Raw genomic sequence first — 15705 nt, 5'->3', positions numbered from 1 at the left:
TTCAACGGCCTACTGCGCCAATACATCCCAAAGAAGCGCCGCATGGAAACCGTGACGGATGAGGAATTGACTATGATTGAAAACCGATTGAATCACCGCCCCAGAAAGCGACTAGGATTCAAGACACCTCACGAGGTATTTCATGCCTCGTTAAAGCGTGTTGCACTTCGTCCTTGAATCCGCCCTTTTTAAAAACGCATAATTAGTAAAACTATCTGCGTAAAAATGAAGATATTTATTCGAATTAAAGAATTCAATTCATCTCGAGTTCTACAAGAGGTTGATATCACCCAAGCCAAGAAATTGGCCTATCGACCTGTTTCTGGTTATGCACAAGAAATCATTGATGCAAGCACTGGAAAAGCACCGGCCAGGATGGTGGTCTATCGAAAAAGCTTAGATTTAATAGCACGTGTCGATGGCGTAGCCACCGTGGAGTTCACGGGCTTTTACGACCCTTCCCAGTGTGACGATACATGCCGCTTTGACATTCAGACTGATATCTCGCCAACAGAGGTTGCTCCAAGCAATGCGTCTAGTCCTACGCATCAGATTGTTCCCAGCATGTCTTCGTCAGAGTGGCCTTCAAACTTTGACGGTACACCACCAGATATCGTTGCCAATCAAGCCATGGTGTGGCACGGCGCCTTGGCCGATATCCACGCCATCGATTGGTCTGCTGTGCTCAACAGTGGGTGGACGACTTCATCGGGGCTTGCAGTTCTTGCGATAGGTATGAACTCTTCAAGCGCATCGCTGGCCAGCGCACCGCCAGCGCTGAGCGCAAAAATCACAAGCAACAAGGCCGCTGGTGTGACCGCGACAGGAGAGGTGCTGTACACCATTCAATTCAACTACTCTTTGGACATCCAAGGGTTGAGTTGGGATGACATCAAAGTCACAGGAGGAACCTCAACTCTGAAAAACTTGGTGCGACTGAGTGACACGACTTACACACTGCTCGTCACACCAACTGCCCAAACGAATGCGGGTGAGCTGACGGTTGAGGTAACGCCTGGCAAGATTCAAGACATCTCGGGTGCTTTTACGCTCAAACAACCGCAAATTTCAACGATTCAGCCTTTTGACACAGCGGCCCCTGTGCTCACCATCACCAACGCTGATTCTGTGGGGGCTATAGCGCGTGCGGGCGATTTGACGTATCAGTTCAATTTCAATGAGCCTACCTATTTGTTGATTGACAATATTAATGTGACAGGTGCTACGAGAGGCACATTTACAAAAAAAGATGCCAGTCGCTACACCTTGCAAGTCCACTTGACAGATGGTGTGCAAGCTGGAGAGGTGCAGGGCAGTGTCAACACCAATGGGGTGACAGACCTCTTTGGCAATGCACGTGTTGGAACAGTGAGCTCATCGCGACAAGCGTATGACAGCTTGGCCCCCACCGTGACAAGCATTACCAGTAATAAAAGTAGCTTGGGGGCGGGTGATGCCGCTACGCTGTTCTTCCAGTTCAGCGAACCTGTACAGAACCTAAAGTTGAGCGACATTGATTTGCCTGCGGATACGTTGAATTTTTTAGCGCCGACCAATGCAGACCATAGCGCATGGCAGGTGACTTACACCCCGAAGAGTAGTGTGGACGCGCTGACAGTTCGCTTGAAAGAGACCGTCCTAGACTTGGCGGGCAATACCTTGAGTACTACCTTGAGCAATAACGCTAACTTAACGGTGGACACCAACCCTCCGACGGTCACGATTCAAAGCAACCAAGTTGACCAAACAGCTGCGGGCAATGTGCTCTACACCTTCGCCTTTAATAAAGATGTCGGAGATAGCTTTTCAGCGACGGATGTGAATGTGAGCAATGGCTCCAAACAAAGTCACACATTCAAACGATTGGACGCGACACACTACACGATCTTGGTCACGCCGCCCTCGAACAACCAAGGTGCAATGGCTGTCTCTGTCGCAGAGCATATGTTTCAGGATTTGGTGGGTAATGGGAACACGCAGTCATTTGCAGCGACTTCCCAAAGTTTTGATACCCGATCGCCCACCGTCACTGTGACTGCGAGCAACACACTGCTTGCCGAGGGTGCATCGACATTGCTGACCTTCCATTTCAACAAAGCCATTTATGCGTTTCCCTCGAACTGGGTTACTGCTTCAGATGGCACAACATTGATACCCAGTCCAACGGATGACGCCACAATTTGGACAGCGCGTTACTCACCACCTGCGGGTAAGTCATCACAAAATGTCACCGTCTCTATAGATCAAAGTCAATTCCATGATGCGGGAAACATGACATTGAGCCCTTCTGGCAACGCATCTCCGCCTCTTACCGTCGATACACAGCCCCCCACCACCGCAGCGGTGAAGGTGCAGGGGTGGATGGCTAGCGGTTCCCTTGCTACGACAGACCCGATCGACACGGGTGGCACGTTGTCCATCACACTCACGGTGAGCGAGCCACTGGTGCAAGCGGGCAGTGGTTCGCCTGAGTTGCTCGTATCCATCGGCGGGAAGGCTCGCACTTTCATACTCGATGCTGGGCAATCAAAGGATAAAACGCTGGTGTTTAAACACACCGTTGTTGACAATGATGCGGGCGTGGTCAATTTATCTGGCGCACAGATGTCGCTCAACGGGCTGACATTCAAAGATGCAGCTGGCAATTTATTGAATGTTCAGTTACCTGATGGCGCTACAGAGCTTGTGCGTGTTGTAAATGACCGCCCCCAACTGACTTGGAGCGAAGCAAGCTGGCAGTGGCGAGAGGGGAGTGGCCCGCAAACCATCACAACTGGAACCATCAAGATTCAAGATGTAGACAGCACAGGCTTTGTATCCGCCAAAGTCGAAATCACGGCAGGGGGGCAGCCCAAAGATGAACTAACCCTTGCCGCAGGTACCGCTGGCATAGGCAACATCAAGGGAGATTTTGGGAACGGTGTTTTACAACTCAGCTCAGCCAATGGCAGTGCGAACGCTGCGCACTGGGAGGCTGCACTTCATGCCATTACTTTTAGCAACAGCAGCAGTACGCCAGGCAGCACACGGACATTGAGCTACACCATCAATGACGGCGTGAGCGACAGTGCTGTAGCAGCGGTGCAGATGGCTGTCACAGATGTCAATCAAGCGCCCGTGCTCACGCTTGCTTCTTCTGCCTTGATGTACACCGAGCGCAGCCGCGTCAGCATTGACAGTGGCCTCAGTGTGAGAGACAGCGACGGTTTGACGCTGAAAACTGTCACGTTTCAAATCGCCAACGTTTTGGATGCTGGCGCGGAGTCGTTGTCGTTCACACCCAGTGCTGCCTCGGACGACACAAATACGGGTGACATTCAAGCCACAGTGACCGGAAATGCATTGACGTTGACATCCTCTAGCTCCTTGGACTCACTTGCCCAATGGCAAGCAGCCTTGCGGGCGGTGGTGTACACCAACACGAGCCACACTTCCACGACATCAGACGACAGCACCACAGACCGCGTCATTCAAATCACCGTCGATGACGGTGCCAATAACAACGCCACAACGCAAAAAACGCGCGCCATTCACATCAGCGCCGTCAATGAGGCCCCTGTTGTAACGCTTGATGCTTCTGCTTCTGCGCTGTCGTATATCGAAAATGATTCACCGAAACTTGGTTTCAGCGGGCCCTTAGTCACTGACCTCGATAGCACCACATTGGCAAGTGCTGTCATAAAAATTACCAATGGTTATCAAGATGGGGCGGACGCCTTGAATTGGTCTGCTGGCGCTGAGATTGGCGACATCACGGTGGTTTCAAACACGAATGGCACACTTCGTTTAACAGCGAATACCGCCACAGTGGCCCAGTGGCAGAGCGCTTTACGAACCATCACCTATGTCAACACCAGTGATTCGCCAACAGCAGATGACAGGGTCTTGACGCTCACGGTAAACGATGGCGCAGGCGGTAGCGCGACAGTCACATCAACCATTGCGGTGCATCCTGTCAATGACCCGCCTGTCATGGCCAGCAGTGTCACGATTGGCAACTTTTTGGAGAACACAAGCTATGTGCTGCGTGTAGGTGACTTTGGTTCTTACAGCGATGTCGACGGCCCCTCTTTGTGGACACAGTTGAAGATTGCCACTCTGCCAACCAAAGGTCAGCTAGAACATCAAAACAGCGACAACACATGGAGCCCCTTGAGTGGTGGTGATGTATTTGCATACGCTGATATCCAAGGCAGCAAGCTACGCTACGTCCCCGCAGCAAGAGACAACCATCTTGCATTAGCCAAACCAAGCTTTGGCATTGAAACGATGGATGACCAAGGTGCCTCTAGCAATCCCTGCACAGTCACTTTTGATGTCACACCTGTTCCCAACATCCTCAGTGCGAACATTGATGGGCTGCGTTCAGGAGGTGCAGTCACCAACTCAAACCTCAAGGCAGGCGATGTGATTCGCGTCACTTTGACGACGGACCAAGCTGTTGATCTCAGTGGAACTAGCAGCACCGAGGCCAGCCTTCGTTTGCAACTTGACAGTGGCAGAGTCTCTGCAAAACTCAATCCAACGCTGTCTGCTTCTACGGGGCGCTTGGTGTTCGACTACACGGTGGCAGACAGTGATGGTGGGCATGTCACGTGGTCAAACGGGACGACGCTCGATCTGGGTTCGCGGCAAATCATGGGCGGTGACGGTGGGCAGACATTGCTCACGGCACTGCCTAACGCTGCCTCTAATGCTTGGGTGGTTGACACGACGCCACCGAGCATTCAATCGATGACGCTGCAAGGGTTTATGAAAGATGCACTCATCCCTGCGGCTGATACGGCTGTGATTGATACAGGAGGGGTGTTCCAATTGCACTTGAGACCGACCGAGTCGCTGCAACGCAGTTTGGGAACGCCAGAAATTACAGCACGCCTAGGTCTTGCAAGCGTGAAGTTTGTTTATGTCTACAGCAAATCGTCAGATAACGACTTGGTGTTTGAGTACCAAGTTGCTGCCAGTGATGCAGGGCAACTAGATTTGTCGAACGCGACAATGGCATTCAAAACCTGGCGTGCGACGGACCTTGCTGGCAATGAGTTAACGACAAGCTTGCCAACCCTGTCTACCAGCTTGCGTGCGTTCAACGATCCACCTGTTCTCAGCCCTAACGACACGACCAATGGCATGACCATGTCATGGACGGAGGGAGATGGTTTGCAGCCGATCAGCACCGCTTGGCACGCCACCGATGCGGACAGTGCAGGCCTAGTCAAGGCCAGCATCACGTTCATCTCAGGCTATCAGGCTGATGGCGATAAGCTGAATTTGACAGTTGACCCCAATACGATGGGCAACATCCAGGCAGACTGGCAAAGTGCCACGGGCACACTGATTTTGCGTTCCCCCGGTGGTTCGGCCACCCCTGCTGAGTGGCAAGCTGCTTTGGATGCTGTGAAGTACAACAACACCAGCACAACACCTGGTCAGACATCGCGTGTGTTGACTTACGTCATCAACGATGGTTCGAGCGACAGCGTTGTTCAAGCCGTGACAATCAACGTCACCGATGTCAACACGCCACCTGAGTTGGGATTGAGCAGCGGTCTATTGAGTTATACCGAGCGCGGCGCACCTGTGCCCATTGATAACGGCTTGTCTGTGAGTGACATAGACAGCACCACACTGCATAGCGCGACCGTGACGATTGACAATGTGCAGGACCCAGACCTTGAGAGGCTGATTTTTTCTGTCAGCAATAGCACGGGGAATATTCAGGCAACACAACAAGCCTCTGGCAGTGACAAGTCCATCTTGACCTTGAGTTCAACGGGAGGCGCGGCCACCATGAGCCAATGGCAAGCGGCCTTGCGCGCTGTGAGCTATCAAGACAGCAGTCACAACCCCAACACGTTGGTCAAGCGAAATGTGATCGTTACTGTGGATGATGGTGCAAGCGCTCATGCGACCAGCATGCAGACACGCCAAATTCAAATCACCACCGTCAACGACGCTCCTGCGCTTGCTGGCACTGCAAGCAATGCGCTTCAATTCACAGAAGGCGATAGCGCACTGACTGCTGCCGCTAACATGACCGTCAACGACGCGGATAACCTGACCCTGTCTAAAGCCACCATCCACATCAGTGACAACTACCAGTCTGGCGCAGACATACTGGCCCTGCCTACTGGCTTGGACGCCGCTATTGGCAACATCTCCGCCACATGGGCGAGTGGCACAGGCGCACTGGAGCTGACCTCCAGCGGCAACGCTGCGACGCTGGCACAGTGGCAAGCCGCACTACAGGCGGTCACCTTTACCAACACCAGTCAGAAGCCCACGGGTGGAAACCGTACCCTGACGTTCACCATCAACGATGGCAGCCTTGACAGCAACACGGTGACGCAGCAAGTCAATGTCACGCCTGTCAACGATGCGCCCACCATCACTGCTTTACCTGCGCTAGGTGGCATCTTAGAAAGCGCTTCTGCACGTGTATTGACGGTTGCCGATTTCGGTACGTACAACGATGTGGATGGAGCCGGCACATGGGATCGCGTCAAGGTCACCAGTTTGCCAAGCGTCAGCGCAGGGGGGGGTAGTGGGAGCAGTGGTGCGGGCACATTGCAGCGTCGGGTTGTTGGGGTGTGGGGGGACGTGATTGCCAGTGCGGACAGCACGAACAATGTGCTGACACAGGCGGAAGTTCAAAATGGTGACTTGCGTTATGTGCCCAGCCTAGGCGTGAACCACATCACTGCATCCCCGAGCTTTCAATTCAAAGTGTCAGACGGGCAGGGCGCGACTGGTGGGGACTACAGCAGCGACTACACAGCCACCTTGGACATCACCCCTGTACCCAATATCACCTCGGCCACACTGCAAGGCTTGCGTAGCAGTACGGTTGTCACGGCGCTCAAGACCAGCGACATCTTGCGCGTCACGTTGACGCTAGACCAAGCTGTGTACGCGGGGACGGATGCCACGGCCGAGGCCTATGTGCCCATTCAACTTGCCACTGGCAACACACCTGTTCGCGCGGCATTCAATTCAAGTCTTAGCTCAGGAGCGACACTCGTCTTTGACTACGCTGTACAGGCTGGGGACGACACCACGCAGGTGTCGTTGAGCAGTGGCACACAAGTGGCATTGGGTTCACGCGCCATTGCGGGTGCAGACGGTGGACAAGCTATGACGGTGGATGTACCTGTTGTGACGAACAGCAGCTTGCAGATAGACACCCATTCGCCTTCGGTTTCCATCGCATCCAGCCTAGCCAGTGGCAGCAAAACCAACAGCGCTATCACCTACACCTTTAACTTGTCAGAAGCCCCTGCCGCAGGGGCTTGGACGGCGGGTGATGTGGTGGCGAGCTATGTTCCTGCAAGCGGTGGTATGTCTACGTCATTGCCAACAAGCAGTCTGACGCTGACGGATATTTCTTCGCCCAGTGCTCCACACAGCTACAGCCTCACCATCACCCCACCTAGCGGGGTCACGGGCACGTTGACCGTGTCGGTGAATGCTGGCGTCCTCACCGATGCCGCAGGCAACGAGAACACCGCGGCAACATCTGTCAGCAATCTGTTTGATACACAGCCGCCTGTTGTGAGTGGGGTGAGTATGGGGTCGTATGCAAGCAATGGAACGACAGGAGTCTCTACAAGCTTGATGGGTGGATTATCTGCAGGTCGAAAAATCATTGTGGATGTGACGATGGACGAGCCCGTGACGGTCACGGGCGGTACGCCTTACTATTTGCTGAACATTGGTGGTGCGCGATTGAAAGCAATTTATGACGCAAGCATCAGCACCTCGACCAAGCTGCGGTTTGTCCACACGGTAGGCTATGGTGAATACGACACGGATGGCAGTGTAGGGGCGGTAGATTCTGCCGCGCTGCATTTGAATGGCGCCACTCTAGTGGATGCGGTGGGCAATGCGATTGCGGCGAGCACAGGTGCGGTCGCCACCGTCACCCCAGCCTCTAATACCATCTATGTCAATAGCATCAATGGAACACCTAGCGCAGACACTTTTGACCTCTACAACACGGGATTTTTATTGTCTGGCAATGGCGGTGCAGACGTATTCAAGTACCACGCTTCCACGGGGGTGACGGATAGCATTCAAGACTTCACCCTTGGACTACCTGGGTCAACGTCTGATGCAGGAACCATCGACCTCTCGGCGCTACTGCCAAGTGGTGCCACGACCATCACCTACGCCAGCTACCTCAAGCTGGTTGAAATCACCCCTACAGGTGGTGGCGCACATTACGCAGAGTTGCAAGTCTTTCAAGGTGGCGATGCAAGTACCAGTTCAACCCCAAGCTTGAAGGTGGACTTGCTGGGTGTCACCCCCTCAGGCACTTACGCTGATTTGCTCGCAACACTGGTGCAGACCAACCACCAAATTATTTTGTAACCCCAGCAAGCCACCTGTCCAAAAACAGGTGGCCGCTGTCCCAGCTTTTATCAGCGCAGGTCGTCTGCCAGCAGCTTCAAGATGCGTTGGGTGATGGGTGTGTTCTCTGTCGCGCCCGCCGTGTTTTGCACCGTGACTTCAGAGGTCTTGCCATCTATCTGACGCACAGCGATGCGGTATTTGACGGGGCCTGTGTCAGGCGTTGAGTTGCTGAACATCTTGCTGAAGAAGCCTTTTTCTTCTTTGCTGGCGCTGTCCACATAGCGCACGAAGTACACGCCTTGCGCACGGTCACGGTCTTCCACGGTGAAGCCTGTGCGGTCCAGACTCAAGCCCACGCGTCGCCATGCCACATCAAATGAATCGGGGATGCTCAGTAGCGTGGCCTCTCCTTTGGTAACCAAGTTTGTTTTGGGGGGCACAAGCTCTGTCGGCGATGCGGCCACCGTTGCTGTTTGCGCAGAGACGCCTAACTTCACCATCAACCGGCTCAAGAACTCGGCTTCTAACTCGGGGTCGCTGGGGCGCGGTGTCCAGATGGTGCTGGTTTTGGTTTGGTCTTTGTATTCCTCGCTCATGCCACGATGGGTCACGAAGATGTCAACGCCACCTGTGTTGTTGCGCTCGATGCGTGTTCGGAACTTGTCACGTTCGCCCGATGAGTACAAACCATCGAGCACCTTGCCCAGTGTGCGGCGGAGGAAGTCTTGTGGAATTTTGGCTCGGTTTTCAGCCCACTCGGTTTCGAGTAAACCAAGTTGCTGCTGTTCCACCACGTATTCGAAGCCGTTGTCTTTCCAGAACGCTTGCACGAGGGGCCACACCACATCGGCAGAGCGGTCCACCACCAGCCAGCGTTGTTTGCCATCACGCTCGATACGCACATCGTTCACTTGTTTGGCGGCTGTTGCCGTCGTTGGTACTGCTGTGCGAACGCCCATGTTGCTGGCGCTGACAGGTCCACCAGGTACTGCATAGCGTGTGTCGCGGGTCAGTTGAGTCAGGTCTGGTGGAATGTCCAGCGGCACGACTTTGGTACCACCTTCTGTTTTGTAGTTGACCTTGTCGCTGTCCATGATGGAACTACAGCCGCTGAGTAACAACAAGGTGGTCAGCACAACAGCCGTGCGATTGGAGACAAAAGAAATTTTCACAGCCAAGGCCTTTTTAAACAATCAGATCAAACCGGCAGCGCGCAACGCGCTTTCCACCACGGGCTCGTTGGCAGGGGTGAGTTCGGTCATGGGCAAGCGCAAAGTGGGGCCGGCGAGGCCCATGCGGTGCATGGCCCACTTTACGGAAATCGGGTTGGCTTCCACAAACAAGTGTTTGTGAACAGGCATCAATTTGAATTGAATTTCCATCGCGCGTTTGACATCACCGGCCATCGCGGCCATGCAAAGCTCATGCATCAAACGAGGTGCCACGTTGGCAGTCACGCTGATATTGCCTTGGCCACCGCACAGCATCAAAGCCACGGCGGTGGGGTCATCTCCCGAGTACACCGCAAAGCCTTTTGGCACATCACGGATCAACCATTGGGCGCGTTCGATGTTGCCCGTGGCTTCTTTGATGCCCACGATGCCCGGCACTTGGGTCAAGCGCAGCACGGTATCGTGCGCCATATCGACGACGGAGCGGCCAGGCACGTTGTACAAGACCACGGGCAAGTCCACTGCTTCAGCAATGGCTTTGAAGTGCAGGTACTGACCTTCTTGCGTAGGCTTGTTGTAGTAGGGAACGACTTGCAGCTGGCAATAGGCGCCAACTTTTTTGGCGAACTTGGCTAGCTCAATCGCTTCGGCGGTTGAGTTGGCACCGCAACCCGCCATGATGGGCACATGGCGCTCGGTGTGTTGGGCCGCTTGCTCGACCGAGACGCGAATGATTTCGCAGTGCTCTTGCACATTGACCGTGGGTGATTCGCCGGTCGTGCCGACAACACCGATGCAATCGGTACCTTCGGCGATGTGCCAGTCGATGAGTTTGCGCAGGGCCGGGTAGTCAACGCTGCCGTCTGTGTGCATGGGGGTGGTCAAAGCCACGATGCTGCCGTTGATGGGGGTCATGTCCGTTGGTTGGTCAAGGAAAAACATTCATTCTAGCGAGTGCCAGTGACGTTTTCAGTCAGAGAGTCGGTAACGCACAGCGGTTCGTGCTTCGCTTGGCTCACGAACGGCAACGATGCGCTGCACAAAGCGTTCGGGTTGCTCGAGGAAACCTTCCTCAAATGCCACGATGCGCAAGTGTTGACAAACGCTCAGCAGCTCGGCATGGCGCAATAAAAAATCAGGACGCGAGGGCTTGCCCACGCTTTCGTTGCCTGCTGAAAAGGTCTCATACATCAGCACACCGTCGGGTGCAAGACTGTCCAAAATGCAGGGCCACAACGGGCGCCAGAGGTAGTGGGTGACGACCATGCCGCCAAAGCGACGGCCAAGCAGCGGCCAAGGACCATTCTCAATATCGGCGCACACCGCCTCACCCAAATGGGCAACGGCGGCAATCGCTTGCGGGTTGCGGTCTACGCCCATCACGGGGTGACCCAGCGCCGCGAAGTGGCGCATGTGGCGACCATGGCCACAGGCCAAGTCCAGCACGGTACAGCCCCGTGACAAAAGGTGTGACCAACGTGCCACCCAAGCACTGGTGGGTTCTTGCCCGTGAAGCTGTGCCGGCATTTCAGAAACATCCCCAAACTTGGTTGGCCAGTGTGAGTAAAAAAGTAGGTTTTAAATACAAAGACATGACGGCCAACAGCACGCTCACCACGCCCAAATACACCAAGCCAATGCAGGCTGGGCGTAAATAACGCGACAGGGGAAGTCGGTTTGTTGAGAGCATAAAAACAGGGCGCCTGAAACTTAGGCTGCTACAGCCTTGGGCGCACGCGCAATCGCGTTTTCTTTCACAGGCAAGTTCACCAACGCCGCAAACACGCCCAGTGCAATGGAGATGTACCAAACGATGTCATAGCTGCCCGTTTTGTCGTACAAGTAGCCGCCCAACCACACACCCATGAAGCTGCCAATTTGGTGGCTGAAGAACACAAACCCGCCCAGCATCGACAAATGCGCCACGCCAAAAATTTGCGCCACCACCGCATTGGTAGGGGGCACGGTGGAGAGCCACAGCAAACCCATCACGCCCGAGAAGATGTACACGCTCATCGGCGTGAGCGGGGCGAGCAAAAACAACACGATGGCGACTGAGCGCGAAAAATAAATGAACGACAAAATTTTGCGCTTAGCCATGCGCTGACCCAAGCTGCCTGCGATGTAGGTACCAAATACATTGAACAAACCAATCAACGCCAAGGCAATGCTGGCCACTTCGGGCGACAAACCGTGGTCTTTCAAGTAGCTGGGCATGTGGACGCCGATAAAGACCACTTGAAAGCCGCAGACAAAGTAGCCCGCCATCAGCAACTGAAAGCTGCGATAGGCCATGGCTTCGCGCAGCGCGTACAGGATGGACTGTTCACGATGTGGTGCTGTGCCACCACCAAACCCAGGTTCACGCAAACCATAGGCGAGGGGAATGACCAGCATCACCGACAAAGCCAACCACACCAAGGCCTCTTGCCAGCCGAAGGTGCTAATCAGGTAACCCTCGGTCGGTACCATCAAAAATTGCCCGAACGAGCCCGCCGCAGCGGCCACACCCATAGCCCACGAACGCTTGGCCGCGCTCACGTTGCGGCCAATGACGCCGTAAATCACGGCGTAGGTCGTGCCCGCTTGGGCAATGCCAATCAATACCCCCGCTGTGGCCGTGAACAGGGCTGGTGTGGACGAATAAGCCATACCCACCAAACCTAAGGCGTACAACACGGCACAAGTCACGATCACGCGAAACGCACCAAAGCGGTCCGCCAACATGCCTGAGAAGATGCCGGCAAAACCCCAGGTCAGGTTTTGGATCGCAATGGCCATGGCGAAGTTCTCGCGGGTCCAGTCTTGCGCTTGGGTGATGGGCTGCAGCCACAGGCCAAAGCCGTGACGAACGCCCATGGACAAGGTGACGATAGCGGCCCCGCAGGCCAGCACCTGCCACAGAGGCAGTGTTTTGTGGTGTTGATGCATACCCAGGACTTTACCCAATGTGCCAAGCATCGGTTGTCACCAGGGTTTGAGCGGGTGGCAAGCACGGATCAAATGGAGGCTGTGGTTCCATCCAGTTGTTTGTTTGAATCTGTCTACAATCCTGCCCCATGGCAACCAAGCAACCCACCACACCGCCCCAGTACTCGGAAGGCTCGATTCGCGTCCTCAAAGGCCTCGAACCCGTCAAGCAGCGCCCGGGCATGTACACCCGCACTGACAACCCGCTGCACATCATGCAAGAAGTGTTGGACAACGCGGCCGACGAAGCCTTGGCCGGGCACGGCAAGAAGATTGGCGTCACGCTGCACAGCGATGGCTCGGTCAGCATCGAAGACGATGGCCGTGGCATTCCGTTTGGCATGCACCCCGAAGAAAAAGCCCCGGTCATTGAACTGGTGTTCACCCGCTTGCATGCGGGTGGCAAGTTCGACAAAGGCTCGGGCGGCGCTTACAGCTTCTCGGGCGGTTTGCATGGCGTGGGCGTGAGCGTGACCAACGCGCTGGCCAAACGCATGGAGGCCACCTCATACCGCGAAGGCCAAGTGGCGCGATTGGTGTTCTCAGGTGGCGACGTGGTGGAGAAACTCACCATCCGTAAACAAGAAGCAGGCGAGCGCAACGTCACGGGGGAGGGCCCCCGTGACCGCAAACAAGGCACCACCGTGCGCGTGTGGCCCGATGCCAAATACTTTGAATCCTCGGCCTTGCCAATGAACGAGCTGGTGCACTTGCTGCGCAGCAAAGCTGTGCTCATGCCTGGCGTGAGCGTGACGCTGGTGAACGAAAAAACCAAAGACACCCAACACTGGCTCTACAAAGGCGGTCTGCGTGACTACCTCATGCAGACCCTGCACGGCGACCCCGTCATTCCCTTGTTTGAAGGCGAGGGCTTTGCCGACAGCAACCACGACAGCTTTGCCGAAGGCGAGGGCGCGGCATGGGCCGTGGCCTTTACTGAAGACGGCCAGCCCGTGCGCGAGAGCTATGTCAACCTCATCCCCACCAGCGCGGGCGGCACGCATGATAGCGGCTTGCGCGATGGTTTATTCAATGCGGTCAAGAGCTTTATTGAGCTGCATGCATTGTTGCCCAAGGGCGTCAAGCTCTTGCCAGAAGACGTGTTTGCCCGCGCCAGCTATGTGCTGAGCGCCAAGGTGTTGGACCCACAATTTCAAGGCCAAATCAAAGAGCGCCTCAATTCACGCGATGCGGTGCGCTTGGTGTCGAGCTATGTGCGCCCCACGATGGAGCTGTGGCTCAACCAGCACGTCGAGTACGGCAAAAAGCTGGCGGAGCTGGTCATCAGGGCTGCACAAACGCGCCAAAAAGCGGGCCAAAAAGTGGAGAAGCGCAAAGGCTCAGGCGTGGCGGTCTTGCCAGGTAAGCTAACCGATTGCGAAAGCAAAGACATTGCCCACAACGAAGTGTTCTTGGTCGAGGGCGACTCTGCGGGCGGCAGCGCCAAGATGGGGCGCAACAAAGAAAACCAAGCCATCCTGCCCTTGCGCGGCAAGGTGCTCAACACGTGGGAAGTTGAGCGCGACCGCTTGTTTGCCAACAACGAAATTCACGACATTTCGGTGGCTGTGGGCGTGGACCCACACGGGCCCAACGATTCGCCCGACATGAGTGGCCTGCGCTACGGCAAGGTGTGCATCCTGAGTGACGCGGACGTGGACGGCTCGCACATTCAAGTGCTGTTGCTCACCTTGTTCTTCCGTCACTTTCCAAAGCTCATCGAGGCAGGCCATGTGTTTGTGGCGCGCCCGCCGCTGTTCCGTGTGGATGCACCGGCGCGTGGCAAAAAGCCAGCCACCAAGGTCTATGCCTTGGACGAGGGCGAGCTCACCGCCATCCTTGACAAGCTGCGCAAAGACGGCGTGGCGGAGGGCAAATGGAGCATCAGCCGCTTCAAAGGCTTGGGCGAAATGAGCGCCGAACAACTGTGGGACACCACCTTGAACCCCGACACCCGCCGCCTCATGCCTGTGCAACTGGGCTTGCTGGACTTTGCCGCCACCGAAGGTTTGATCACCCAACTCATGGGCAAAGGCGAAGCCGCCGCACGCCGTGAGCTGATGGAACTGCATGGCGATTCGATTGAGATTGATGTGTAGGTTTGCATTGAATTCATGTTGATTCTTACCAAGTAATACAATGTGGCAGAGGTTTTTGATAAGGGGTTTCAATATGTTTTCTACATTGACTAGCAAAGGCCAAGTCACCATTCCGCAATCACTGCGCCAACAGCTGGGCCTCATGCCTGGGCAAGCGGTGGCTTTTGACCTGAGTGCCGATGCGGCTTGTATCACGATGCGTCCCGCTGCGTCAGCCAAGCAAGCGCCTGAGCAAGGTTTTGGCATGGTCAAAGTCAAAGGTGGGCATGTGCCAGCCGATTGGGACGTGGCGCGCCTACTCAAACCATGAAGCGCCGAACCGAACGACTGACGGCGTTGGATACCAACGTGCTAGCGCGTTATTACGTACAGGCTGCGCAAGCCGACACGACTACCGCTGCACAGTGTGCGCGTGCGCGTGCCTTATTGGAAAGCGGCAAGCCCTTGTTTGTGGCCACCACCGTGGTGCTTGAACTGGAGTGGGTATTGCGCGGTTTTTACAAACTCACACCCAAGACTGTGGCCACTGTTTTTTCTCACTTGTTGGCCATGCCCCATCTTCAGTTGCAAGACCGTCAAGCCCTACAAAGCGCTTGCGATGCTTTGAGCCAAGGCTTTGACTTTGCCGATGCCTTGCACCACGCCAGCAGCCGCCACTGCCAAGTTTTGGCCACTTTTGATGACAAAGGCTTTGCCGCGCGAGCAACCAAGCATGTCTGGTCTCCCAAGGTGCTGACACCCTAAAACTGAGGCTTTAAAACTAAGCAGTAACCATGATCGATGTACACAATTTTCGCGCCTTAGCCCTTCATTTGGGGTTCAAGGCAGATCGGCCTAAAGCTCAAAACGTCTTGCACAAAACCTATGACGACGACGGTGCGACCATCCGCATTGACTTTGACAACCAATGCATCGATTACCCGCAAGCCCAAGGCTTCAAGGTCAATCGCGCAGACACCTGCAACTTCTCCTCGGCTGAAAACGCGGTGGTGTTGGAGTGCGTCCATCGGCTGCTTGAAAAGGGCTACAAGCCCGAACACATCGAGCTAGAACCCGAGTGGAAATTGGGCCATGGCGGCAAAAGCGGCCGGGCCGATATTTTGGTGCGTGAC

10 protein-coding genes are annotated in these 15705 nt (G+C 55.1%); 6 read left to right on the top strand and 4 right to left on the bottom strand.

Going from position 1 to position 15705, the window contains the following annotated elements:
• Positions 1-225: 225 nt before the first annotated feature.
• Positions 226-8370 (top strand): Ig-like domain-containing protein, encoded by an 8145-nt coding sequence (locus RMS03_RS01300; RefSeq protein ID WP_310625316.1) that lies wholly within the window; start codon positions 226-228, stop codon positions 8368-8370.
• Between the two features lie 50 nt (positions 8371-8420).
• On the opposite strand, the gene bamC is transcribed toward RMS03_RS01300, so the two are convergent.
• The 3 genes from bamC to RMS03_RS01285 all read right to left on the bottom strand — a co-directional run bounded on the left by bamC (position 8421) and on the right by RMS03_RS01285 (position 11051).
• On the bottom strand, positions 8421-9446 hold the full coding sequence (gene bamC / locus RMS03_RS01295; RefSeq protein WP_310625318.1) for an outer membrane protein assembly factor BamC: 1026 nt from the start codon (positions 9444-9446) through the stop codon (positions 8421-8423).
• A gap of 99 nt (positions 9447-9545) precedes the next feature.
• Positions 9546-10439 carry a 4-hydroxy-tetrahydrodipicolinate synthase gene (dapA, locus tag RMS03_RS01290; protein ID WP_310625315.1) on the bottom strand — a complete coding sequence of 298 codons (894 nt, stop codon included), beginning with the start codon at positions 10437-10439 and terminating at the stop codon, positions 9546-9548.
• Between the two features lie 54 nt (positions 10440-10493).
• Positions 10494-11051, bottom strand: a complete 558-nt coding sequence (locus tag RMS03_RS01285) for a class I SAM-dependent methyltransferase (protein ID WP_310625314.1) — start codon at positions 11049-11051, stop codon at positions 10494-10496.
• Between RMS03_RS01285 and RMS03_RS01280 the strand changes: the two genes are divergently transcribed.
• A complete protein-coding gene (locus tag RMS03_RS01280) occupies positions 10982-11182 on the top strand; it encodes a hypothetical protein (protein ID WP_310625319.1) in 201 nt (66 codons plus the stop codon). The genes RMS03_RS01285 and RMS03_RS01280 overlap by 70 nt on opposite strands.
• Before the next feature lie 52 nt (positions 11183-11234).
• On the opposite strand, the gene RMS03_RS01275 is transcribed toward RMS03_RS01280, so the two are convergent.
• Complete coding sequence (locus RMS03_RS01275) at positions 11235-12485, bottom strand: MFS transporter (RefSeq protein ID WP_405023481.1); 1251 nt, start codon at positions 12483-12485, stop codon at positions 11235-11237.
• Between the two features lie 98 nt (positions 12486-12583).
• Here RMS03_RS01275 and RMS03_RS01270 point away from each other — a divergent pair, with 98 nt between their 5' ends.
• The 4 genes from RMS03_RS01270 to RMS03_RS01255 all read left to right on the top strand — a co-directional run.
• Positions 12584-14593, top strand: coding sequence for a DNA topoisomerase IV subunit B (locus tag RMS03_RS01270; protein ID WP_310625313.1), 2010 nt, complete (start codon positions 12584-12586; stop codon positions 14591-14593).
• Between the two features lie 73 nt (positions 14594-14666).
• Positions 14667-14903 (top strand): AbrB/MazE/SpoVT family DNA-binding domain-containing protein, encoded by a 237-nt coding sequence (locus RMS03_RS11575; RefSeq protein ID WP_405023480.1) that lies wholly within the window; start codon positions 14667-14669, stop codon positions 14901-14903.
• Positions 14900-15337, top strand: a complete 438-nt coding sequence (locus RMS03_RS01260) for a type II toxin-antitoxin system VapC family toxin (protein ID WP_310625312.1) — start codon at positions 14900-14902, stop codon at positions 15335-15337. Before RMS03_RS11575 ends, RMS03_RS01260 begins: the two co-directional genes overlap by 4 nt.
• Before the next feature lie 29 nt (positions 15338-15366).
• A partial coding sequence (locus RMS03_RS01255) for a hypothetical protein (protein WP_310625311.1) occupies positions 15367-15705 on the top strand: 339 nt, incomplete at its 3' end.

This window comes from Limnohabitans sp., assembly GCF_031538885.1.
In the GTDB taxonomy this organism is placed as follows: domain Bacteria; phylum Pseudomonadota; class Gammaproteobacteria; order Burkholderiales; family Burkholderiaceae_C; genus Limnohabitans.
This window is presented reverse-complemented; position numbering and strand designations above follow the sequence as displayed.